Here is a 20,559-nt window from a genome sequence, read left to right as displayed (position 1 = left end):
ATCACGTGAGCTTGTACTCCGCGTGCGGTATGCCCAGCTCCCATACCGCTTCAAATGCATTCCCGCGCAGTTTGATCTCCTGAGGGTCCGTACTAAGGGACGGATCCAGCCACTCCCCGTCGCCGTCGAAGTGGTTCACCAGCAACAGCGACGAGTCGAACAGCCAGAAGTCGTTGCCGGGCAACGCGATGCCCGTGGCCTTCCGGCGCGGCAGCCAACGCACCTCTTCGCCGGCGGCGATGTTCAGGCCGTTCGTCACCTCATGCTCGAACCGGATGTACCTGCTCACTGGTTCGGACACGATACGGGCGCGGCGGACCCTCACGCCCCGGCCTGTCGCCTCGGAGATCAGAGCGAGCCAGTCGGCCCACCTCTCGGCAGGGTCGATGCCGACGCCGGCGTCCCAGTCGATGTAGGCCGGGTCCGACTTCATGTAGGAGTCCCGCATCTCCAGGTGGACTGCCGACTCACGGCAGTCGCGGAACAGTTCCTCAAACGTCGAAACCGTGGTCACGCTGTACCTCCAAGAAGAACTGGACCATGCGGCGCGGAATCTCCACCACGGACTCATGCCCGGGGATGTCCATCTGGCCCAATCGCTCGTCGTCCAGGACCTTCCAGCCCTGCACGAGGTATGTGTCCTTCTCCTCGTCCAGGTACACCGTCGGGGAACCGCCGCTCGGGCTATCGGGATCCTTGCCGAGTTTGCGCAGGCTCATGAGTCCGCCTCCGTCGTAGATGACGACCGTTTGCCAGAGCCTGCCGCGAAGTCACGGCGGGGGCTACAAGCTTGCCAGAACTTGCCAGATGCGACGAAGAGGCGGGAGCCACCGTTGGCCCTGGAGACTGCACACACGGCCACTCTCCTCGTCGGGCAAAGAACTCTGCCAACTGCCGGGGGACGAGTAACGTCTCCCGACGCGTCGCAGATCTCATTCGCGACAGACCGCGGACGTCGGCATCGGTGCCGGCGTGCGCGAAATCCTGTCTATGAGTTGGTCTTCGCGTCGCTTGCGGTGCCGTGGCCCGAGACCGCGGCGACCACTATGAATGCGTCGGGTTCGCGCGTCTGAGATTCTGCAAAAAATGACGCCAAGAGCTGCTGCCAACAGCAAGGAAAGGGCCTTCCGACCTCTTGGAATCACGTATGAGAGTGCGGTCGTCGGTTATCGCACACTCGACGCACTCGCCCCCCGCTCCGTTGCTGTACGACGACGTGAACCAGACAAGGCGGCCGTCGCCGCCGGACTCCATGATACTCACCTGGAGAAATCCTTCAGAACAGACTTGATCAACTGGGCGGAACGCTGAGGACTCAGGGCGGCAGCTCGCAGGCCGTCGAACGCCCTCGTGTACTCACGAACATGATGCTCGCCTTCCAGATAGACGGCATCGGTGATGCCGTCCCGGTAGACGAGGTCGGGGTCTTCGGGGGCTGGGAATCCGAGCATCGTGAACGAGCCCGTGGCCGGGCAGGTACCCGAGTCGAAGGGAAGGACCTGCAGGGTCACGGACGGCGACTCGGCTGAATCCAGAACGCGTTCGAGCTGCTCCCGCATCAGGGCTCGATCCCCAATGATGTTGCGCACAGCGCCTTCGTTCACGATGAACCAGGCATCGGGAGCGTCGGGCCGCGTCAACATGGTCTGGCGCTCCATGCGAACACGTACGGCTCGGTCGATGTCCTCGGTGGACATGTGCGCTCCCGTCGTGTGGAGTTCGCGGGCGTACGCCTCGATCTGCATGAGGCCGGGCAGCAGCTCGCACTGGTATTGGCGGAGCGTCGAGGCGTCCTGCTCCAGGCCGATGTAGATGTTGAACCACTGGGGAACACCCGCGCCGTGCACCTGCCACCAACCGCGCGTCTTGGCCTGTCGAGCGAGCGATTTGAGGAATTCCCGCAGCTCGTTACTCGTGCCGTAGAAGCGGCACAAGGCATCGATGTCGGACGGCTGGACCCGGCCGCTCCCCGTCTCCATCCGGTTGACCTTGGAGCCGCTCCAGTCCAGCGCCTCGCCGACCTGGGCACAGGTGAACCCGCTCGTCTCACGAAGCTTTTTCAGCTCGATCGAGAGACGACGACGCCGCGCCGTCGGTGAACCGGCCATCTCAACCCCTTGTCAACGGTCCGTCGAATAACGGGCGTTCAGTCTCACGCCAAGGGGGTGTGCCTGCCAATCACTCAGAAGTGGGAATCCCGATGTGCACATTGCATATCGGGATGTGTCGGCGCCATTCTTGCCAGCAACGCGACTCATCGTGAGTGCGCGTAACGCTCCGCTGATGACATGAGGTCGGTGGAGACGACGTGCGACGAGAGAGGCCCTTGTGATCCAGGAAGCGTGCATGTCGCGAAAGCCGTGGGACTTGGCCTTCAGGGCCGAACCCGAGGAAGTGGCCGCCCTGCGGCGCATCATGCGACTTCATCTGGGAGTTTGGGGCTTGCACGAGGTCTCCGACGCAGCTCAACTCTGCGTGAGCGAGCTCGTGTCCAACGTGGTCACACACGTGGGCCACGGCACCCCGGTCACCCTCGCGGTCTCCATGAGTGGCACGTACCTGCGCATCGAGGTCCACGATCCCGACACCCGAGCCCTGCCGACGCTCATGGCTGCGGATTCCGACGCCGAGGGCGGACGGGGCATGGCCCTGATCGACGCCGTCGCCGACCGTTGGGGCGTTCAGCTTCGCGACGACCGGAAGGTGACCTGGTGCGAGCTGGCGACGAGCCTCGCCTCACCGACGGGTCACGTCGGAAGTCCGGGTGTGACCCGAGCCGAAGCGCTGCTCGGCCTCTACGCCGCGACGAAGCTACCTCGTGGTTCAGAGGCGGGCCGGTTGAGCACGGCCGTCGCCGAGGAAGCGGTGATCGACGTCATCACGGACTTCCTCCACTGGCTCCGGGCACACGGCTGTGACGGGGACGAAGTCCTCGACCGCGCCCAGACCCACTTTGAGGCTGAGGCTGGCGGAATCGGAGATCTGCCTTCTAGCCTCGCGCTTTCACGAGGTGGGCTGTCCAAGAGTTGATCAGAAACACGGAAAGTGCCCTTGACCTGCAACGATAGGACTTGCTGAGGGTCCTGTTGGCTGCAAGGAAAAGAGCACTTTCCAGGTGAGAGAGCCTATCTCGTCGTACCCACGTGTCCGTGTCCAGGGAGACGGTCGGCAGGTGGTCTCGCAGGCCGGTGCGGTCCTGCTGATGGAGACGGTCCGCAAGACGGGCCTTGACCAGGCGATATCCGCAGCTCTGGCTCCGTGGCGGAAGCCGCGGGCCGTCCACGATCCCGGCAAGATCCTCCTGGACGTCGCCATGGCGGTCGCACTGGGCGGGGACTGCCTCGCGGACGTCGCCATGCTGCGGTGTGAGCCGGCCGTCTTCGGCCCGGTCGCCTCCGACCCGACCGTCTCCCGCCTGATCGACACCCTCGCCGCATCCGGCGAGAAAGCCCTGCAGGCCGTCCGGTCCGCACGCTCCGAAGTCCGTCATCGTGCCTGGTCGTTGGCCGGCAAAAACGCCCCGGACGCCGACGGTCAGGTCACCGTCGACCTCGATGGCGTCCTCGTGATCGCCCACTCCGACAAGCAGGACGCGGCCGCGACCTGGAAGAAGACCTACGGCCATCACCCGCTGACGGCCTTCGTCGACCACGGACCGGGCGGAACCGGAGAGCCCGTCGCCACCCTCCTCAGACCGGGAAACGCGGGCTCCAACACCGCCGCCGACCACATCACCACCGCCCAACTCGCCCTGGCCCAACTGCCCAAGCGCTACCGGCGCGGGCGGCAGACGCTGATCCGCACGGACTCCGCCGGCGGCACCCACGACTTCGTGTCCTGGCTCGCGAAGCGGGGCCGATGGCTGTCCTACTCGGTCGGCATGACGGTCACCGAAGCGATCCACGAACACGTACTGAAGGTCCCCGCCTCGGCCTGGACCCCGGCCGTCGAGGCCGACGGTGAGGCCCGGGACGGGGCCTGGGTCGCCGAGCTCACCGGCAAGCTCCTTAACGGCTGGCCCAAGGGCATGCGGCTCATCGTCCGCAAGGAAAGGCCCCATCCCGGCGCCCAGTTGAGGATCACGGACGCGGACGGCATGCGGATCACGTGCTTCGCGACCAACACCACCGGCCGGCCGATCGCCGAGCTCGAACTCCGTCACCGGCTCCGGGCACGGGCCGAGGACCGGATCCGGGCTGCCCGGGCCACCGGCCTGCGCAACCTGCCCCTGCACGACACCGCCCAGAACCGGGTCTGGATGGAGATCGTCCAGATCGCGCTCGACCTGCTGGCCTGGATGCCCATGCTCGCCCTGACCGGCCGGGCGAGGCTCTGGGAACCGCGTCGCTTGCGGTTCCGCCTGTTTTCCGCAGCCGGCCAGCTCGTCACCACCAGTCGGCGCAGGATTCTCCGCCTCGCCCGGCACTGGCCCTGGACCGGCGAGATCACCGCCGCCCTTGAACGGCTCGCGCTCCTGCCCGACCCCGGCTGACCAGCAACCCACCGTCCCTGCGACAGCATCACCCGCCCCGGGCAGTGGAACCCGGCGCCCACCCGACGCGACAGCCGGGCCACCGGCCTGCCCGGCATCAGCTCCGGAAAGCAAAAGGGTCCACCGACTCCGTCGGCGGACCCTCAAGAAAGATCGAGGCTAGCTCTCGCGAGGACGAAGCCTTCAGGGTGGCCGGGAGAGGATAGGGCGGATGCGCGCGGGCCGCCCTTCGAACCTGGAAACAACCAACTTTTGTGGGTTCTCCATCTATTCAAATATCCCTTGATACGATCTCCCTTCGGCTTGATCCATCAAGGAGATGCGGTGGAAGAGGCGGCCAATCGCGCCCAAGAGTTCGGCATCTGGCTCGAACGACAACTGCGCAAACAGAACATGACTCAGACCGCCTTGGCGGACATGCTCAACGTGACTCCGGCAGCCGTCTCCGCATGGGTTACCGGGCGAGCCGAACCTCGCGAGGACAGGAAACGGGCGATCGCGGCTGCTCTGGGCACGGACGAGGCGACCGTCCACAACCGCACACTGGATGTCGTGACACGGCGTCCTGTCCAGTGGCTTCCTCGACCAGCGCACGCGGATGGTGGCCGAGAGTTCGGCAACGCCGCGGCTTTCGCGTTCGAGGCCGATGTCGCGGTGCTGGCGCGGGAGGCAACACAGAACAGCCTGGATGAACAGCTTGATCCAAGTCGGCCGGTGCGCGTGCGATACACCCTCAACGAACTGTCGGGTGAGCACCTCAGGACCTTCCAGGATGCGTTGCGCTGGAACGAGATCGAGCCGCACCTTGAAGCAGCTGCCACACAGAAGCACAAGGTCGGCCGCGTCATTGCCGAGGGACTACGCGAGATGCGGGAGTCCGACACCTTGCTGCTGCTGCGTGTGGATGACTACAACTGCACGGGGCTGACTGGGCCTGACTACGGCGACGACAGCAAGTTCGCCGCGGTGCTCCGCGATCAGCTCAACAGTCACAAGGACAGCGGCGTGGCCGGTGGCTCGTACGGTTTGGGAAAGATCACGCTCTGGGCCACGAGCCGCATCGGGCTTGTTCTTGTCAACAGCACACTTTCCCGTGCGCATGAGGGACGCCATGAACGGCGCATCTTCGGCCGTCTCGAACTGCCCTGGCACGAGACTGGCGGACGTGCCTACGCAGGGCTCGCCGGCCTTGGTGAGGCGGACACTGAACCGGGACGTGAAGGTGTCGCACGCTCATGGTGGGCGGACGAAGAGACGGCGAGATCCCTCTACGTGGAACGCGAGAGCCGTGACCCAGGTACCTCGTTTCTCATCGTCGGCGCTCACGACGCCGCTGGTGATGCGGAGAGCCTGCAGGAGATGCACGAGAAGTTGGTCAGATCCCTGGCGGACAACTTCTGGGCTGCCATGACATCCGGACGGGACGGCCGTCCCGTGTTGGAGGCTTCTGTGACGACCTTGCGCAACGGTCAAGTCGTCATACCCGCAGAAAAGGTGGATCCATCGCGGCATCAGCCTGCTCGGACACGCGCGCTCAAGGCCTTTCTTGACGGCGAGACCGTCGAACAGCGAACCGACACAACCCAAGTGGCCATGACCCACGTCTCATTGTGGGTACCCCCACGCAAGGACGTGAGAGGTCGTCCGGGAGTCGGGGTTGAACACAAGACAGTTCTTCTGGTCACGGCGGCAGAGGACGAGGCCCTGGAGCCCAATCGGCTCGTGTGCATGAGGGGCAACCGCATGACGGTCATGACTCGCCGAGTCGTAGACCTTCCATTGAGCACCGATGCCTTTCAAGCGGTCCTTCTGGCGGGGCGGGCGACGGGGAGGAAGGGCGAGGACGTCGAATTGGCGGAGATGTTCCTGCGTGCCTCCGAACCGCCGGAACACAACGACTGGACCAAGACCGAAGACCTGGTCACGACCTATGCCCGCGGGGCACGAGCCCGAATTGACGAGTTCCGAAAGGCCATGACGGCAGCGGTGCGAGGACTGGTCGGCCGTCGTGAGACGAGGCCTGAGGGCGGCCCTGCCGTTCTACGCGAGCTGCTACGTATCGACGCGTACTCCACAGAGGTCCGACGCCCTGAGCGGCATCCGGTGGTCCGGCACGTCGAAGGTGAGGTCGACACACGCGGGGCCTGGAACGTCAGGGTCGAGGTCAAGTTGCCACGACGTGAGGACCCCTGGCTGCTCGTCCCGGTCGCAAAGTTCGATGTCCGTTCTGGAGGAAAGCCGTCGGTGGAATGGGCGAAGCTCAACCCCGGAGAGAACTGTCGAGTGGAAGACGGCATTCTGCACTTTGAACCAGGCGTGGCCACCGCGTCCTTCAGCGGGGTTACCGACGTGGCCAGTCACCCCGTGACAGCCCGCCACGCGCGGCTGATCATAGATCTACAGAAGGGGAAGAGCGTACAAGCGTGAACATCGTGTTCCCTTATCCCACTCTGGGTGGTGAAACCACGTTCGAGGTAACCGGGGCGAGACTGGACGGTCGGGCTCTTCCCATAGGCATGATCTCGCGTGAACAGAGGGTTGTCGCACTGCACGAAGCTGAACGCTCTCAATGGGACGAGGCTCGACTGGACCTGCGAGCCACATTGCCCGCAAAGGAACTGGCGACCGGGCCGTGGAGCGATGTCGCATGTGTCGCAACGCTGACTGAGCCGGCAACCAACGCTCGCGCAACCACCAAGCTCTCTCCGGCTGGTGAAGGTAGTTGGATCGGCAGCCTGAGGTTCGCGCGAGATGATCACCACGCTCGCGCATCGCTCGCGATCAGTGTCGTCGCTACTGTAGATGGGGAACCTGGACGGCTCATCGGCGCGGCTGAGGGGACATGGTCCGTTGAGATCAATGAACGTACGCCGACGCGCAAACAAGAGCTGAACATTCAGGAGATCGACTTTCGCAATGGCCCACAGGAATGGCTTCGCCCCTTCAAGGACGCACCTTGGCTGGTGGAGACCACAGGGGACATGCCGACTGTCCACCTCAATACGGGCTTCGAAGGTCTTGCCGGGTTCCTGAATGGAGGCGGTGGGACGATGGAGAAGTCCGTGAGAGGGATGCTTGCCGCACAGATCGCGACAGAGGCATGGATAGCGATGTTCCACGCGGCGGTCGGTGATGTCGAGTTGGATGACGACGGTACGCCTCATTGGCCGGCGGGGTGGAAGGACGGCGTACTGCGATCCATGCTCCCGGATGTCCTTCCCGAACTCTCGCCAGCGGATGCCCTGTTGGAGATCCATCTGCGGCGGACAGAGGGGGGCTGGCAGGATCTGCAGCCTCGAATCCAGTACGCAGCAGCACGACGTGCGAAGGTCGGCAGGAACCTCGGCAACGGCTTGCGGGCGCTGAGCAGGGCTGGAGAATAGGGGCGACCGATGAGTAGCTATTCCATGGATCTTCCTGAGTACTTCTCTCTGATGCCAGATGTCGCTGCCGCCAAGTACTTGACACACAGCGTGCTCTCCGGGGGCGAACAGCCTCCGAAAGTGGCTCTGCTCAGGGTTGGGCAAACCGTCGATCCTCCTGCAGCGCGTTGGAGAGTGGCCCCCGTGCGGCAGCTGCTCAATGAGGCGCGACGCAGATACGAGGACGATCGAGCAGCGGCTGACAGCTGGTTGGCTCCGCGACTGCACGCAACGATGAGGATGACCAGGCGTGAGGCGGCGAACAGCGGGCTGTGGAACTTCCTGGCACTCGTGGTCGCGCCGGATTATGTGCTATGGCGGCACAAGGGGTTCACCAAAGAGGGCGAGCGTGCCACGGCGGACCGCTTCGTCGGTGTGCACTACAAGCAGACATTTGCTCGCCTTTGGTGGGCTGCCGAGATGTTTCGTGATGGGGACGACTACGAGCCCGCCGTTCTTGCCTGCAAGGTTCAAGATGTGCTGAACACCGTGCTCCGCTACGAAATCATTGATCACCGTCCCACGGCGCGTGCGGTTGTGCGCCTTCTCGAACGCGGGCTGGTGCGGACCGGCCGCGACGTGAACGGCCTTGGAACCGCGATCAATGCCGCAGGGAGCACGCTGCTGTACGACGTCCTGGCGCCGGATGACGGTCCGGATGCGGAGGCTCGGCGTTACTGGATTGCCGAAGCCGAGAACGCCGGGCCCATCCCCATGGACAGCTTGCCGGACGGTCCGGATGACGGCAGGATTCCGCGGACCTCGGTGGACGTGTTGGTGCAGCGCTTCGAGGAACTTTTCGCCGAGGCCCCTGTGCGGGGAAAGGAGCCGAGTGGGGAAGTGCCGTTGCCAAGGATGGGTGTCAGCCTCGACAAGCCCTACTCACCCTTCTAGGCGCTCATGGATCGCCTGGGCAAGGGCACGGCCCAGACCGATCGGGACAGCGTTGCCGATCTGACGCGCGATCTCCACCTTGGTGCCGAACCACTTGAAGTCGAGAGGGAACCCCTGGATCAGAGCGGCTTCATAGTGGGTGATGGGGCGATCTTCCTTCGGGTGGAGATAGCGGCCCTTTTCAGGCTTGTAGAACTCCGTGCGGATCGTGACAGAAGGTCGATTGGCGTGCATGCGTCCCATGACGTCGCCGGATCCGCTGTTGTGGCTGTCCCAGCTCTTCGTCGAAAGGTAGGTGTTGACGCCTTCGATCTCGGCCCACCGGTCGCGGAGATCATGACGGTTGCCACCTGGAGGAATGGCTCTGTACCGCGCTCGGGACAAAGGTGTCGGATTGCGGCCGATGTGGAGTTCTGTTGTCTTGTACGGGCCCGGCAGAGTCACTCCCAGCGGCTTGTCGGTGCGCTCGGGGAGGTTCAGTTCAGGGGCTGCCTCGGGTGTGCGAGAGAACACCTCTTGCCACACAGGAACCCATGGAAGGAGCTGCTGCTCTGGGCCGTCGAGTCCATTGAGGCTCGGCTGCTGGGGCCCGGCATCACGGGCATGCGTGGGGCGAGGATGTTCCATGGGCTCACCGAGGTCGTTCCGTGTCGCGATCACGATGGCCCGCCGGCGAGCTTGCGGCACGCCGTAGTCGGCTGCGTTGAGGATTTTCCATCGCAGGGTGTAGTTGGCGAGCGGCCCGCCGTCGGACGTGGCCGCCTGGAGGCTCTCGAATTCCTGTGACTTCAGGAAGCGGTCCACGTTCTCCAGAACGAAGATCTTGGGATTGATCGCCCTGACAACACGGACGTACTCGACCCAGAGGCGATTGCGTGGGTCATCGACCTTGGGCTTCTCGGGGTTGTTTCGGTGTAGCGCCGAGAAGCCCTGGCAAGGCGGACCGCCCATGATGACGTCCACCTTGTCCCTGTATGGCTCGGGGTCCCATGTTGCGATGTCGACGTTGGCGACATGGGACGCACCGAAGTTCACCGCGTACGTGGCTGCCGCTGCCTCGTCGTACTCGACAGCTGCAACGGACTCGAACGGTGAAGATCCCGGCCCGGCCGGTTCGTAAGCGCGGAACCCTGCTGAGAAGCCCCCCGCACCTGAAAAAAGATCAACCACCTTGATCGAAGAGTCGTCCGGCGCTGCGCCGGTGGCTGGATCGGTCGAAGTGGTGGTCATGATGATGCAGTCTAATGCTGATCAACGAGATGTCATGCTGGAGTCCAGTATCTCGCTCCCCGCAGGTCAAGCCCTGATGCGGTTACGGCAGCGTGCGGGGCGACCCCCGCAAGGCGGTGGCGATCCGACGTCCGAGAGCCGCAGCGATCGGTGGTGGCGTTGTCTGACTGATCTGCCGGTATGCGGACGTCTTGCGGCCAAGGATCTTCCACTCAGGTGAGAAGCCCTGGAGGAGGGCCACCTGATCCACAGTGAGCCGCGGAAGGCCGAAACGTGGCTCGATCTCACGATTCAGCCGGAAGTCGGGGCCAGGTACCGCATCGCCGATACTTCCACCGTAGATGCCCCATCGGGCCCACATCGCCTTCGCGCGGCTTGCGCCGAGGTCCGCGCCACCACGGCCGGTTGCCCCACCCATGATCAGCGGGGCCGGCTCCGATGCGTGGGCTGCCCAGTCCGCGGCTTCCGGCCATCCTCTCGAAGACATTGACTCGAACAGAGTGGCCCCCAGACTCGCGCAGGGGGCCCCAGCGGGTTCGGGCCATTCGAAATGGGCCAAGTCTTCGGGGTGCATCGCGACCATGAACCCGTGGGCTCGGTGCTGAGGTACGCCAAAGTCCGTGGCTGTGAGCACCGAGGACACCATCTCGTAGCCCAGGTCCTCCACAGCCTCGCGGACCTTCTGACGCTCGCCTTCGAACTTCGCGGCGTTGAGGAACGTAGGGATGTTCTCGAGCAGGAGAACTCGAGGCCTGACGAAGGAAGCCATGTCCAGGACGGCCTGCAGGGTGTCGCGCTTGTCCTCCGTGGCCAGCTGCTTTCCGGCGACTGTGTAGGGGGAGCGCGGAAGTCCGCAGCTCAGGACGTCCGCATGGTCCAACGCAACATGGTCCATCGGATCGATGCGTTTGAGGTCGTCGTGGATCGTGTGCCAGTGAGGCCTGTTGTGGGAGAGGGTCCCGCAACTGTCCTGGTCGATGTCGACAGCCGCTCTTATGTCGAACCCCGCTTGCTCCAGCCCAAGGGCCTGCCCCCCAACGCCTGCGCAAAGTTCAATCACAGTGAATTTCTGATCGGACAAGTGCGGCTCCCCCTCTCCACCTGCGCGGGGGCCGACCCACGCAGGGTCCAGAGTAGGGGAGGGACGTCACGAGGTGCGGTGCACGGCCGAGCGCGGCCTGTGCCGTGCACCGCAGCGAAGAATTCAGGACAGGCGGAGGTTCACTCCGAGCCCTTGGTGATGATCGCCGCGTCCGATGAGTCGATCGTGGTGAATGTTACGACCCTTCCATCACTGCTTCGTGCTGAAGACGGTGCGACGAAGCCGAAGGCCATGACGAGCTTGCTCGGATCGATCTGACCAGATGCTTCCAACTCTCCCTTGTGCTGCGGCTCCACGATGGGGTACAGAACAATGACTCCGCGGCGTGCGCTGACGTAATGCTCGGTGGCAGGGTCATCGCTGGAAGGAAGCGCTCCTGCGATGCGCAGCGCAACGGCAACATGCTTGGGATCCCTGACCGCACCGAAAAGTGGGCCTCGGCGACGCGTACGGCTGAACCAGGAGAACGGCCGATTTGCAGTACCGAGCAAGACGTGCTTGTTCCCCGACGCGTGCTGAGGCGCGAGGACGAGCCAGTCCTCGACCTTGGCCGGCGATGACTTGGTGATTTCTTCCAAGTATCGGAGATGGGGCGCGAATTGCGCCTCAGCTCCCCACTTCAGGGAGCGCAGCAGGGGCAGAAGGTCGTTCGATGTGACCAACCCGGTCAGGGCACTGAATCGATGCGTCACAGCGCCGAAGTGGTAGGCGAACTCCGTCGCGGTGGTTGTCAACGACTCAAGTACCGGCATCCACAATCCGGTGTTGTGACGAATTGCCGGTGCGGACACCGGGTAGGCGGTCGGCTCTTCCCATTGCCCCGGTGAACGCTTCTCCACCAACTGCGCGTTGAACATCTTGTTGGCGCTGGTCGGCGGCAACCAGGACAAGTGCTGCGACACCAACGGGGGCACCTGAGCAGGTGTGACCTGCGGTTGGCCGTCGATCACCTCGGCGTACTGCTGGAGTTCCCTACGGAAGGTCTCTTCGTCACGGCAGATCGCTTCGAATGCCTCGTACAGGTCGATGTCCTTGGCGCCCATGGTCTCCTCACGGCCCAAGTACAGCCGGACGAGATCCCGATAGCCCTTGCGGAAGCCGAACCAACGGCCCATCTGCATCAACGTGGAGGCGTTGTTCGTACGGCGGCGATAGTAGGTGACGGTCAGACCCTCGACCGTGAAGCCGCGAGCGAGCTTCTGCCCTCCGATCAGGATCTTCCAGATGGAGCGTTTGTCGAAGTCGGCCTCGCCCGTTTCGATGTCTTTGTCACCGTTGACGACGATGATGGGCTGGTCGTCGCCGCCGATGCGCATCGCGGCAGCACCGATGTAGCGGGCGAGCTCGGCGTAAGAGTCAGGGACGGCCTGCCCCTCGGCTCGGACGTGGGAAACCGGAGCGAGATCGGTTTCGAAGAGTTCGCGCAACCGCTCATGTCCGGTGGCACTGGTGTAGCCGGAGTTCCACCACAGCTGTGTCACTCGGCCCAGGAGTTCACGGTGATCCGCGGTGCGGACCGATTCGTGGATGAGCATAGTGTGGTGTTGGAAGTACCGATCGCCGAGGCCGTTTTCCTCTCGGTACAGCTTCATTGCCGCTGTCAGTACGAACATGTCCATGGCTCGTTGGAGAGCCGTATCGTCCTCGTCGTCGGCGAGGACGATGTCCCGCACATGGGCCTTCTCGTTGGAGTTGGCGAATGTACGCTCCTCGTGCGGGATCACCGAGTCCAGGTCATGGAAGTCCTGGACACCCATGTATCCGTCAGGACGGGGCAGGGAGACGATGAAGTCCTTGGGGAAAATGTCTTCGGTGTCGCTCGGATCGATGAATACGTTGGCAAACGGAGTGGCCGTGTACCCGACGTATTGGGCGCGAGGGAGCATCTGCAGAAGTTCTGAGATCTTCTGATTGATGGCAGTGCGTTCGGCATCCGGCTTGCTGAGGTTGGACGTGTTGACGGAAGCCTCATCCGACTCGTCGTCGATGATCAGGACTGGGATCTCGGATAGTGGGGTCTTGATCTTGTTGAGGTCTTTGACGAGCTTGGAAAGCACGGTCTTGTTCTTCTTGACGACCATGAGGCGCGCCGAGGAGCGGTGCAAGTTTCGTGGGTCGTGGAGGGGGAGTGCCGGCTCCTGCTTCTCGAACTCAAGTGCCACAATGCCCTGCAACAGGCTTTTGTAGTCGTTGTCCCTGGTGGTCATCCGGACGATGTCGAAAGCGCCGAGAGCCGACGGCAGGCCATTGTGGGACAGGAACTTTCCCTTGGACCAGGCGGGGTCATCGGCATAGTCGGATTCGTACTCGGCCGCTCCACGCAGAATATTCTCGCGTCCGACGAGTTCCATGTCGAGACGACGTTGCGTCTGTGCCCGCAGCAGGTTGAGGGTACCGCCGAGAACAATGATCAAGCGATACCCCGCGTCCACGGCTTTGGCGATGACGCCGGTGAAGTTCGCGGTCTTGCCCGACTGAACGTAGCCAACCACCAATCCCTTTGACTGATAGGCCGCAGGGTCGGTCGGGTTTGCCAGCCTTTCGACGACTCGGTCCGAGGCTGTGTCGAGATCGGCAACTGCTGTCTCCGGCCAACCTTTCTCGGCCAGTAGTCGCCTGTATGCGGGCCAGTACCAGCTGCGTCCCTGCTGTGACTGAGGCGTGTACCAGGGAGTGAACTCATCGCTGATGACCACGGCGCCGGCGGCCTTGGGTACGGGGATGAGTGCACTCAGGAGTTTACGTGTTTCATCCTGGAGGCCAAGTAGATCGAATACCGCGGTCCTTCGTTCATCCGTGCGTGACTCGGTGTCCGACCAAGCAGGATTCTCGGCATAATCCCACTGAGTGAGTTGCTTGCGCCACAGCTCCACCAACTGATCCGTGGAATGAGACGAGTGGAGCTTGTCCTGAAAGTCTGACTCAGTGGCGTGGGCTTGCGCCCGAGGTCCCTCGTCCTCTGCCTGGTACTCAAGCGCGCGCTGCAGGTTCTTCGGCCGGTTGGCCTGCATACCTGCGAGAGCCGACTTGTGGAGAGTGAGCCGTACAGTTTCTGCATCGGTCATGACGAGAGTCCTAAGGCGTTACGGGAGTTGAAATTCAGAGAGTGCGGTGGACGGAGCCTCGATGGTTGAGGACAAGCCGGTGACGTCGATCGTGTACTGGACGCTCGATATCCGTTCCGCGACGGACGTTTGAAGAACGGAGGGATCCAGCCGTGGCACTGCTGAGGAGTCGAGCAGAAGGGGTTGAGATCGAGGTGTCCAACGTTCGTCGTCGGGAAGGTCGTTCGACCAGCCCACCGCGGCAAGCTTGCTGTTCAGGCGACTCATGGATGCCGGGGCGTGGTCGGCTACAGAAGAACGCACGGCATGTACACAGTCGGTCAGTGTGCGACCGTGGGTTCCGCCTCGGGTGAGTTGCAAGGAGGCGAACCATAGAGGGCGGCCGGGTGTGGGGTCGAGCTGTCTGATTCCGTGGATCGTGTGGCGGCGCTGCTCAGACGCAGTTGTCTTCACTTCGAGATCGAAGTCCGGGAGGCCGAAGTCGTGCTCTTCATCTTCAGGGCCAGTCCACGAATCGACCGCAGTCGCCCAGCCGTACCCTTGGGCAAGGGAGCGGAGAACTGCCAGTTCGCCCATGAGGCCGATACGTTTCTCCGTGCTGAAGCCACGAGGTTGGTTCAGCAGTGCGCTCCACGCCCGTATCGTCTCTTCAAAAGCTTGATCCAGGGTGCGACCGTGCGCCACGATCCTGTCGGCGATTGCTGACAGGAAGTCGTGGAAGTCGCGCATCAAGGTTACTTGAGTGGTGCGGATCCGAGCCATGCGCATACCGCGCTCTGCTATTTGCTCTATGCGGATCGTGGGCATGGAGGAGTGCGGCGGACGATGTCGGCGGTCGAGTTCGACGTGCAAGGCTATGTCCCGACCGCCGTGGCCGACCACATATGAAACCTCAGGGTGGGCAGAGGGAGCGGAGAGAGGAAACGTCGTCGCCTGACCCTTTCCGAGAAAGTATTCAACCTCGGTCCAACGGACGTGCTTACTCTCACTCACTGTCGGCCATCCCGTTGATTTCTGCGCGGGCCGCTGATACGAGGATTGCCTGCCACAGTTGCAGGTTGTCCTTTTCTCTGCTTCCGCTGTACTCCTTCTCGAAAACCTGGTGGAGCAGTATGTACATCAGGGATTTAAGGAGTGGTGCATCGTTGAGGCCGCCGCGGCGGCCGCCCAGGATCGCTGATCGATAATGCTGGTTGAGGATAATGGTGCTGTCCTCGCGATCAATCTGAAAGAACAGCTCGTTGTCGAGCTTCTGCCATCGGATCGAGATGGGGTCCATGTTGGGGATCGTCGGAAGTTCTTCTATCACTGTCTCCCGAACAGTGGGGGCCATTCCCTTTCCGGGTGGAATGACTGGCTTCCGTGCGGTGCTGGACCTCTTGCGTGAGTCGCGATAAACGGCATCGGCATCGTTGAGATACTGGAGGAAAGAGTGCCCGTCGGGGTCGGTAGCCTTTTCCAGCGCTGTCGTGAATTCTGGCGATGCTTCGACGCCGGACTTCTTGACGGTGAGGCGGAACACATCACTGGATTCGGCAGGCAGGTCAACTGCTACGCGAGCCAGGGAGAGATGCTGTTCCGGCTGTCGGAAGTTGTTCCAGCCGCCGGCCTGTACTAGACGGTCATTTCGGTAGAAGTAGAAGCCCTGTCGGTCGATGACGGATCCAACGGCCTTGTACTCGTCGACATTTGACTTCGGGGTCCAGATGTGGGCGTCGAGCATTACATCGCCCAAGGAAGGAACGGATGCAGTGATTCTGCGAGGGTACTCGTGGTTGCCGCTGACCGGATAGCCGAAGGGGTCCAATGGCTCAACGCCGAAGTCCAGATAGACAGTTCCGGTGCGGACATCCTCTACAGCGATCGTGATGTTGAAGTCATCCTTCACGAGGAAGCGATGGAGGTAGAGGCCCAAGTGGAGGCCGAGCTTATTGATCGTGCGTTGGAGATAGCGGTCGGTTTGGCCGCCTCCGCCATGTTTGGGGAAGTCCTTCACGCCGTCCCAGCGCACTACAGTTCCCTGCCACACGATGGGCCGGTCTGCATATCGGTCGATGAGGTTCTGCGCGTAGCCGGGCGCGACGATGTCGCACTGGAATCCGGACACAGCCCGTTCCATCAGCCAGCGGCGTCCGGCTGCCCGAGTACGTTTCGTGGTGCTGACGAGAGTGACGGCGGAGGCGTGGCTGAGCGATGCGGATTTCAGGCCGGTGCCGAACATGCCCAAAGCCTTGTCGCCGTAATCGCGGCGACCACCCACGGTCATGGCGATGTCCAGGTCCTCGTCGCTCATGCCCTTGCCGTCATCCACGACAAGGAGGCTGACGAGTTGGTCACCATCTCGGAGGAAGTGGATCACCACGTCCTTGGCGCCGGCGTCGATGGAGTTGTCCACCAGGTCGGCGATGGCTACCTCGAAGCCGTATCCCTGGCTGCTGAGCGCCTCCATGTACCGCGCGTCCGGCGGAAGGTGCTTGCTCCCTGCGGTGGGCACATCGAACTGCCAGTCGGTGATCATTTCCTCGCCTTGCGGGTCACAGCCATCTAATACGATCAATGGTGACGGTAGCGTAGAGGTCGGACAACATACTTGAAGCCCGAAGTTTCGGTAGGCGCTGAGGGCGTGGGCATTACGTGTGACGGTGATGAGGCCCGTCCGCCGCCTTCCTGGCCTCGGCCACGACGCGGGCGATGTCGGTGGGGTGCTGGTGTTCCCAGAAGCGCAGCACGGTCCAACCTGTCTGTTCCAGATGTGCAGTGGTCTCGCGATCGCGAGCCATGTTCTTGTCCAGCTTGTTGCGCCACCACTCTGCGTTCGCTTTCGGTTGCGTCGCATGCTCGGGGCAGCCGTGCCAGAAGCAGCCGTCCAGGAAGACGGCGATTCTGGCCTTGGGGAACACGATGTCGATCGTGCGGCGGGGCATGCCCGGCACGGGCGCGTTGACTCGATAACGGAGACCGGCGGCGTGCAGAAGACGGCGGACCGAGAGTTCAGGGGTCGTATCGCGTGAGCCTTGGCGGCTCATGCGAGCGGACACTCCGGGGGAGGACGGTACGGCACCAGACACAAAAGGCATTCTGCCGGCGCTTCGAATGTGCTGGGTGCGCGCTGTCGGTCGGCCGGACATGCTCGTTGCGGAGCCTTGGCCAGGACGTACATAGGCCCCGACTGCAGGACGCCCAACTTGCCACGGGCAACCGAGCAGATATGAAGAGGGGTGCAGCAGGCCTGAAGCATGTTGAGCCGCAAATTCGTTTGCAGCTGTGGTTGCCGTTGGGCCGCCCGCTTCTTCGGCAGTGTCGTGCTTCCGCGCCCCGCGTCAAGGGCGCTGCGCGTCGCCTTCGGCGATCGGCCTGCGGCCGACCCTTGACCCAATGCCTCGTAGTTAAGGGGTGTTGGGTGTTGTCAAGGGGAGGGTGTAGGTGGCGTCTTTGATCTTTCGGATCCAGCCGTGGCGGGTGGCGGCGGCGAGTCGCTGGCGTAGGTGGTCGGTGCGTTCGATGCCGAGGGCGCGGGCTATCTCGTTGCGGTGCCAGTGGCGATCCGGGGCCGTCTGCAAGAGATCGAGGATGCGTTGGGGCAGCGTGGGCGGCCTGCCGGGCGGCTGCGTCAGGCGGATGTGAATGGCGGTGACGGGAGTGCTGGGGGTGGGCCGTGGTGCGGTGTTGGCGTGGTAGCGGGAGATGGGTGATTTGACCTTGCGGGCGCTGACCCTGGCGCGGCGGGGCGGCAGGAGATGAGCCAGAACGGCCCGGCCGATCGTGCCTTTGAGGTCTGCCGGATCGCCCTGGGCGGCGAGGACGACCTGGTCGCGGGCGGTGTTCAGAGCGATGGTGAACCCGGCCCGGTCCGGGTCGGCGAGGCGGTGCCCGGCGGCATCGGCCATGGCCATGCGCAGGACCTGGTAGAGGGTGAGCGGGGCCCACATCTCCTGGGCGAGGCCGGCCGGGTCGCCGGAACGCAGCACGCGTCCGCCCAGCAGGGTGTGACGCAGGGCAAGGAAGGCACTCTCGGCTTCCCAGCGTTCGTGATAGAGCCGGACGAGATCTTCTGCCCGGTGCAGGCGGGGGTCGGTCAGAGTGGTGGCCAGCTGGTAGTGCTCCCGCAGTCGGGTGCCGTCGGCCAGGTGGACGTGCAGGTCGGCGTCGATCATCCGCACGGTCCGTGTCCCGGCCCGGCACAGCCTGCCGCCGTCGGACAGCACCGCCTGCTGCGGCCGGCGGCGCGCGGCGCTGACCCGCACAAGGAACTGAGCCCCGGTCGCTTCGACCTCGGCGAGGAACGCGGCGCCGTCGAAGGCACGGTCGGCCAGCACGAGCATGTCGGGTGTGAGCAGGTGCAACAGGCTGCGTGCCTGCACGGTCTCGCCCTGGTGGATCCGGCCGAAGCAGGCCCCGAGCAGGGCACGGGTGCCGGTCTCGACCAGGGCCATCAGCCCCAGCTGGGGATATCCCGCCTGTCCGCCTCGCACGTGCCCCGACTTGCCCAGCCAGGCGCGGTTCGCCGCTGTGTCCGCCACCTTGATCGACGAACAGCCGTCGAAGGCGACCGTCCGCCATCGGCCGTAGCCCATCCCCGGCCCCGTGGGCCATCCAAGGGGCCCTGCCACCACCTCGAACAATGCCTTCAACGGCGCGGGCCCGATCCGGCGCCGCAGATCACGCAATGCCTTCTCCGACGGCTCCCACCGTCTCCCGGGCAGGTTCGCGCACAGCCTGTGCCACACACCCACCACACTCAGCGACGCGAACAGTCCCATCGCCAGCAGCAGATACACCCCGACCCGCGAGGGCAACAGACGCAGCCGCTTCTGCACCCCGCCGTGCTCTGCCAGTACCGCGTCCACCAGCTCCACCGGCACATACCGGGTCAGCTCTCCCAGATGACCCGGGGCAAATAACCGATCCCGCTCACGCCGGGCACACACGATGGCAGACTCGTCACTCAACGGGGCTCCCCGAGACAGGCTGTTCTTGGCAGACCACCTGTCCTACGCGGAGCCCCGTCCCCTTGCCCCCACTTTCCTCGAACCGCTTGACACATCCTCCCGACCCTTAACTACGCGGCATTGACCCTTGACCCGGGCCGCTCCAGGACGGGAGAGAAGCGAGCGAGCGGCCCGGGAGGGTGGGTGGCCCGGCCGGGGGCGGGGTGAGGTCGGCTGGGTTGTGGGGCGGGGATGCGGGGCGCGGTCTCGCCTCGCCGGCACGCTGGGTTGGTTTAGCGGCTTGGGGTGGGGGACGGTGCCGCCCCTACTGAGGGGCCGCTACGCGCCGTGACAGGACTCGTACGGCTGCTCCGATCCGCACCAGCATGCGTTCCCCCTCTGCGGCGGCCACGCCACGGCCAGCCCCCGCGCGGCCAGCGTCGTCGCGTACTGGGGGAGCAGCGTCGCGTCGTTCGGGGACGAGCTCTCCGACGCCGCGAAGGCCTCGTAGGAGGGGACCGTGCCTGTCACGATGCCTAGGTTCGGGGTGCCTGAAGAGGCCAGTTCCCTCAGGGAGGACTCTATGGTCGCCAGGTGTTCCTCGTGGGTCGGGTATTCCGGGGTCAGGCCCGGGTACGTGCCCAGCAGTTCCGTCAGTTCCGACGCCGGCCAGTGCAGGACCGCTACCGGGAACGGGCGGGAGAGGGCCTCTCGGTAGGTGTTCAGTTCGGCTCGTAGGCGGGTGATTTCTGCCTGGAGTTCCGCCGGGTTGTCCGAGCCCAGGGACCAGACGCGTTTCGGGTCGTGGAGTTCGTCCAGGGAGATCGAGGACGAGTGGAGGGTGTCCGCCAGGGCGTCCCAGTTGTCGTGGGGGGCGCCCAGCATGCGGCGGACCCGGTGGCGGCCGAAGAGCAGGGGGCGGGTGGCGTAGGGGGGTTCCTCGACGTCTGCCAGCAGCAACGTCACGGCCGTCGTGAAGGTGTCCTGGGCTGCTTCCAGCTCGTCGTGGGCCTCCAACGCCTCCGCGACGATCACCCAGGGGGCCGGGTCCCTCGGGATCGCCGCGCGGACTCCGTCGATGATCGCCCTTGCCTCCGCCTCGTGGCCGTACTCCCAGAGGTTCGCGGCTTTCAGGGCTCGTACCAGGTGGGGGTTCTCCAGGGGGATGGAGGACGACAGGAGGCTGTCGTAGAGGGCCGTCGCGGTGGGGCGGTCGCCGGACAGTTCCCGGTGGGCGGCGGCCTGGAGGAGGAGGTGTTCGGCGTCCTCCGGGTAGAGGGCCGCGGTCCGCTCCAGGCGGGCCGCTTCGGAGGTGTGGTCGACGTTCTCGGCAGGAGTGTCGGGGCGCATGGACGACACCGTACTGCCCAGGGGGGAGCGGGGGAGAGAGGGCTTTCGCCGTGCTGCGCTTCGTGCCGGTTGTGAG

The 20,559-nt window shown here is 64.1% G+C and carries 17 protein-coding genes; 5 read left to right on the top strand and 12 right to left on the bottom strand.

The window, feature by feature from the left end; all coding sequences use genetic code 11:
• Position 1: 1 nt before the first annotated feature.
• The 4 genes from STRIP9103_RS16695 to STRIP9103_RS16685 all read right to left on the bottom strand — a co-directional run bounded on the left by STRIP9103_RS16695 (position 2) and on the right by STRIP9103_RS16685 (position 2,108).
• A complete protein-coding gene (locus STRIP9103_RS16695) occupies positions 2-514 on the bottom strand; it encodes a DUF6879 family protein (RefSeq protein WP_009313223.1) in 513 nt (170 codons plus the stop codon).
• Positions 492-719, bottom strand: a complete 228-nt coding sequence (locus STRIP9103_RS16690; RefSeq protein WP_009313263.1) for a hypothetical protein — start codon at positions 717-719, stop codon at positions 492-494. Before STRIP9103_RS16690 ends, STRIP9103_RS16695 begins: the two co-directional genes overlap by 23 nt.
• Before the next feature lie 325 nt (positions 720-1,044).
• On the bottom strand, positions 1,045-1,254 hold the full coding sequence (locus STRIP9103_RS46550) for a DUF397 domain-containing protein (protein ID WP_086019276.1): 210 nt from the start codon (positions 1,252-1,254) through the stop codon (positions 1,045-1,047).
• Positions 1,255-1,259: 5 nt separating this feature from the next.
• Positions 1,260-2,108, bottom strand: coding sequence for a helix-turn-helix domain-containing protein (locus tag STRIP9103_RS16685; RefSeq protein WP_009313249.1), 849 nt, complete (start codon positions 2,106-2,108; stop codon positions 1,260-1,262).
• Between the two features lie 238 nt (positions 2,109-2,346).
• Between STRIP9103_RS16685 and STRIP9103_RS16680 the strand changes: the two genes are divergently transcribed.
• From STRIP9103_RS16680 to STRIP9103_RS16660, 5 genes are all read left to right on the top strand, one after another.
• A complete protein-coding gene (locus STRIP9103_RS16680) occupies positions 2,347-3,030 on the top strand; it encodes an ATP-binding protein (protein ID WP_009313239.1) in 684 nt (227 codons plus the stop codon).
• Between the two features lie 85 nt (positions 3,031-3,115).
• A complete protein-coding gene (locus STRIP9103_RS16675) occupies positions 3,116-4,492 on the top strand; it encodes an IS1380 family transposase (protein ID WP_009302281.1) in 1,377 nt (458 codons plus the stop codon).
• Positions 4,493-4,816: 324 nt separating this feature from the next.
• The gene (locus tag STRIP9103_RS16670; RefSeq protein ID WP_009313225.1) at positions 4,817-6,919 is read left to right on the top strand and encodes a helix-turn-helix domain-containing protein; all 2,103 of its coding nucleotides are present in this window, start codon (positions 4,817-4,819) and stop codon (positions 6,917-6,919) included.
• Positions 6,916-7,875, top strand: a complete 960-nt coding sequence (locus tag STRIP9103_RS16665) for a hypothetical protein (protein WP_009313229.1) — start codon at positions 6,916-6,918, stop codon at positions 7,873-7,875. Before STRIP9103_RS16670 ends, STRIP9103_RS16665 begins: the two co-directional genes overlap by 4 nt.
• Positions 7,876-7,884: 9 nt before the next feature.
• Positions 7,885-8,808 (top strand): DUF6339 family protein, encoded by a 924-nt coding sequence (locus tag STRIP9103_RS16660; protein WP_048820414.1) that lies wholly within the window; start codon positions 7,885-7,887, stop codon positions 8,806-8,808.
• Here the strand turns inward: STRIP9103_RS16660 and STRIP9103_RS16655 are convergent.
• The 8 genes from STRIP9103_RS16655 to STRIP9103_RS16625 all read right to left on the bottom strand — a co-directional run bounded on the left by STRIP9103_RS16655 (position 8,797) and on the right by STRIP9103_RS16625 (position 20,483).
• Positions 8,797-10,038, bottom strand: coding sequence for a DNA cytosine methyltransferase (locus STRIP9103_RS16655; protein ID WP_009313230.1), 1,242 nt, complete (start codon positions 10,036-10,038; stop codon positions 8,797-8,799). The genes STRIP9103_RS16660 and STRIP9103_RS16655 overlap by 12 nt on opposite strands.
• A gap of 82 nt (positions 10,039-10,120) precedes the next feature.
• Positions 10,121-11,119 carry a DNA cytosine methyltransferase gene (locus STRIP9103_RS16650; protein ID WP_009313244.1) on the bottom strand — a complete coding sequence of 333 codons (999 nt, stop codon included), beginning with the start codon at positions 11,117-11,119 and terminating at the stop codon, positions 10,121-10,123.
• A gap of 140 nt (positions 11,120-11,259) precedes the next feature.
• Positions 11,260-14,205: a Z1 domain-containing protein gene (locus STRIP9103_RS16645; RefSeq protein WP_009313265.1), complete on the bottom strand. Its 2,946-nt coding sequence runs from the start codon at positions 14,203-14,205 to the stop codon at positions 11,260-11,262.
• 18 nt (positions 14,206-14,223) lie between these two features.
• Positions 14,224-15,198, bottom strand: a complete 975-nt coding sequence (locus STRIP9103_RS46545) for a PD-(D/E)XK motif protein (protein WP_078613934.1) — start codon at positions 15,196-15,198, stop codon at positions 14,224-14,226.
• Positions 15,191-16,723, bottom strand: coding sequence for an ATP-binding protein (locus STRIP9103_RS16640; protein ID WP_009313237.1), 1,533 nt, complete (start codon positions 16,721-16,723; stop codon positions 15,191-15,193). Before STRIP9103_RS16640 ends, STRIP9103_RS46545 begins: the two co-directional genes overlap by 8 nt.
• A gap of 112 nt (positions 16,724-16,835) precedes the next feature.
• Entirely contained in the window at positions 16,836-17,282 is a 447-nt protein-coding gene (locus STRIP9103_RS16635; RefSeq protein ID WP_408995642.1) for a very short patch repair endonuclease, read from the bottom strand.
• 309 nt (positions 17,283-17,591) lie between these two features.
• On the bottom strand, positions 17,592-19,154 hold the full coding sequence (locus tag STRIP9103_RS16630) for an IS4 family transposase (protein WP_009307315.1): 1,563 nt from the start codon (positions 19,152-19,154) through the stop codon (positions 17,592-17,594).
• Between the two features lie 318 nt (positions 19,155-19,472).
• A complete protein-coding gene (locus tag STRIP9103_RS16625; protein WP_048820412.1) occupies positions 19,473-20,483 on the bottom strand; it encodes an SEC-C domain-containing protein in 1,011 nt (336 codons plus the stop codon).
• Positions 20,484-20,559 lie beyond the last annotated feature (76 nt).

The sequence above is a fragment of the Streptomyces ipomoeae 91-03 genome, assembly GCF_000317595.1.
Taxonomy (GTDB): domain Bacteria; phylum Actinomycetota; class Actinomycetes; order Streptomycetales; family Streptomycetaceae; genus Streptomyces; species Streptomyces ipomoeae.
This window is presented reverse-complemented; position numbering and strand designations above follow the sequence as displayed.

Coding starts and splice junctions, on each gene's coding strand:
- STRIP9103_RS16690 (WP_009313263.1), bottom strand. CDS start 719: ATGAGCCTGCGCAAACTCGGCAAGGATCCCGATAGCCCGAGCGGCGGT.
- STRIP9103_RS46550 (WP_086019276.1), bottom strand. CDS start 1,254: ATGGAGTCCGGCGGCGACGGCCGCCTTGTCTGGTTCACGTCGTCGTAC.
- STRIP9103_RS16685 (WP_009313249.1), bottom strand. CDS start 2,108: ATGGCCGGTTCACCGACGGCGCGGCGTCGTCGTCTCTCGATCGAGCTG.
- STRIP9103_RS16680 (WP_009313239.1), top strand. CDS start 2,347: ATGTCGCGAAAGCCGTGGGACTTGGCCTTCAGGGCCGAACCCGAGGAA.
- STRIP9103_RS16660 (WP_048820414.1), top strand. CDS start 7,885: ATGAGTAGCTATTCCATGGATCTTCCTGAGTACTTCTCTCTGATGCCA.
- STRIP9103_RS16655 (WP_009313230.1), bottom strand. CDS start 10,038: ATGACCACCACTTCGACCGATCCAGCCACCGGCGCAGCGCCGGACGAC.
- STRIP9103_RS16645 (WP_009313265.1), bottom strand. CDS start 14,205: ATGACCGATGCAGAAACTGTACGGCTCACTCTCCACAAGTCGGCTCTC.
- STRIP9103_RS16640 (WP_009313237.1), bottom strand. CDS start 16,723: ATGATCACCGACTGGCAGTTCGATGTGCCCACCGCAGGGAGCAAGCAC.
- STRIP9103_RS16635 (WP_408995642.1), bottom strand. CDS start 17,282: ATGCCTTTTGTGTCTGGTGCCGTACCGTCCTCCCCCGGAGTGTCCGCT.
- STRIP9103_RS16625 (WP_048820412.1), bottom strand. CDS start 20,483: ATGCGCCCCGACACTCCTGCCGAGAACGTCGACCACACCTCCGAAGCG.